Genomic DNA, 2,423 nt, shown 5'->3' with positions numbered 1-2,423 from the left:
GGCTTGGACAGGTGCAATCTCTCGGGGCCGGCTGATGCGCTGGGGAGGGGCAGTGAGAATAGGTTCGGGAATTGCGTTCAAGCCAGCATCGACGGCATCGCTCTCCCCCAGTTGCTGTTCAGGCGTCGGCGCCGCATGGTGGTTCACCTCCACGCGCACTGCGTCGAGTGGTGGCGACATGAGTGGCGGTTTTAGTGTCGCAAAGGGCTCAACCACGCGGAAGCGAGCGGTGATTTCGTCGGGGCTGAATCTGGGCATTGGCTTGACAGGGATAGCAGCTGCGACTGATGCGATCCCTCCGATAAAGTCGGTCGATTCAAAGAACGCATAGTCCGACACATAAGCCAATGGCGAGCGTTCGAGCGGCGGAGTTTTGATGTTCGTGTGGGCCTCGGCAGGCGCAGTATTTGGCGGGAGGGCAACAGCGAGAGCTTGCGCTGATACTGTCGCGGGACCGAAGAGGAGAGACCCTCCGGACTGAGGGTCTCGAACGCGAGGGGGTACGACGATTGCTTCCACGTTCCTTGCCGGTTTTGCAGAAGCCGGACGTTTCGCATCCGCCTTCGGTGCCATAGTAACTTCTGTCGGTGCCGGGCCCTTGTTTTTCAAGAGTTCGCTGTCGGGTGTCCGGGTGAAACGGACATTCTCGGATAGTGAAAACATACGCTTCGAAATCGGCGCAAACGATGCGCCTGCATCAAATCCGCCTGCCGGTACTGGTACCGGCGTTGCCGCCGACGCTGACCTGGGTGTCGCAGGAGCGATCGGCCGTTTGACCGTAACGCTCTCATAAAGGGTGCCTGAATTTGCGTTGGTAAGGTCTACCGGAGGTGACGGTGGAACTGGCACGTGGACCAACACCCCACCGCCGCTGTTTTCAAACTCATATTCATCTGCTTTTACTGGAAAATTTGTTCTGGGGATACGCATGATGCCTGCAGCGGAACGATGTGAGATTACCCAAAGGGTGCTCATCTGAATAGAAAACCAAGGTTAACAACTTGCTACTTTTGGCGAGAGCGTCTCGATTTCATGCGCAAATTGTCTGCCATTCATGCTAGGAACTTACATTCTGTAGTTCACGCAAATTTCACATCAGAAAGCAGTTTGTAATGGCGATCAAATTCGCATTGAAAGATACCGCTTCGAAGTCCCCGACCGAGACAAAATCCATCGCATCAAAATCAACAGAAATGCAGGCATCGGATACCAAGGATGCACCCGATAGCGATCTGTTCGAGCCCAAGCCGGCCGACCAAAAACGCAAAAAGAAGAAGTGGTAAAATAGTGTGGTTGCCCMAATAAATGGGTTAAATTGCGTTAACCATAAAGTTCTTGACGCGACTCGGTCCTTCCCTCAATTTGGTTACGGTTTTTGAGGGTAACAGGCCAAATAGGCGTTACACAGATTTTGCGGTGTTAGTATTAAGCTGCGGCGTTAAATTGTTGTCCAGCGTTACCCTTTTGGTTTTTCTGTCGAATCGGCGCATCATCCCAGAGCGCGGTCAGCAGTCTATTAACGGGCGTACAGGATCAACACGTGACTTTAATGAATACAGCACAGACACACCGGACTGTTGATKCCCAGTTACGAGGCGCTTCATCCCTGTCTGTCGCCTTGCCGGCTGACCGCGCGATCGCGGCGGATGCCGAGATGCTATCAGCGCAGTTGCAGGCGATGCGCAACCGGTTGTTTCCGCCGACTGCCCAGAAGACGTTGCGCAAGTTCACCAGTGGCGAGGCTGCGAAGCTGATTGGTGTATCCGACGGTTATCTGCGGCAGCTTTCGATCGCAGGTGAGGGGCCGCAGCCGGAAACTGGAAGCGGCGGTCGCCGGCTTTATACGCTTGCCGAGATCAATGCGCTGCGCCGGCATCTTGCCGAGGCTGGCGGTGCCAAGGCGAAAACGTACCTTCCGCATCGCGACCCCAGCGCCAACGAGCATATGCAGGTTATCGCGGTTACCAATTTCAAGGGCGGCTCCGGCAAGACAACGACGAGTGCACATCTTGCGCAACATCTCGCCATGGCCGGGTTTCGGGTGCTGGCTGTTGATCTTGATCCACAGGCATCGATGTCGGCGCTTTTCGGTTACCAGCCGGAACTCGACCTCACCGGAAATGATACGCTCTATGGCGCAATTCGTTATGATGGCGAACGCAGGCTGCTGCGCGATATCATCTGCAAGACCTATTTCGATGGTCTCGATCTTATCCCTGGTAATCTCGAACTACAGGAATTCGAACACACGACACCGCAAATGCTGGCGGATCGGCAGCATGGCACGCAGAGTGTCGAGCAGCAATTGTTCTTCGCGCGTGTTCAGGCCGCGCTGGATACGGTGGCGGATGATTATGATGTCGTCGTCATCGACTGTCCTCCGCAGCTAGGGTTCCTGACGCTTTCGGCGCTTTGTGCGGCTA

At 55.1% G+C, this 2,423-nt stretch carries 2 protein-coding genes and 1 pseudogene; 2 read left to right on the top strand and 1 reads right to left on the bottom strand.

What is annotated here, in order from left to right; all coding sequences use genetic code 11:
- Positions 1-930 (bottom strand): annotated as a pseudogene (locus ACXJ5O_RS24530) (hypothetical protein); the annotation flags it as partial.
- Between the two features lie 182 nt (positions 931-1,112).
- Here ACXJ5O_RS24530 and ACXJ5O_RS24525 point away from each other — a divergent pair.
- Positions 1,113-1,283 (top strand): hypothetical protein, encoded by a 171-nt coding sequence (locus ACXJ5O_RS24525; protein WP_457302183.1) that lies wholly within the window; start codon positions 1,113-1,115, stop codon positions 1,281-1,283.
- 266 nt (positions 1,284-1,549) lie between these two features.
- On the top strand, positions 1,550-2,423 hold an 874-nt coding region (repA, locus tag ACXJ5O_RS24520; protein WP_457302184.1), incomplete at its 3' end, for a plasmid partitioning protein RepA.

The organism is Phyllobacterium sp. P5_D12 (assembly GCF_054049495.1).
Note: the sequence above shows the minus strand (reverse complement) of the source record. Positions and strands in the feature narration are given on the sequence as shown.

Coding starts and splice junctions, on each gene's coding strand:
- ACXJ5O_RS24525 (WP_457302183.1), top strand. CDS start 1,113: ATGGCGATCAAATTCGCATTGAAAGATACCGCTTCGAAGTCCCCGACC.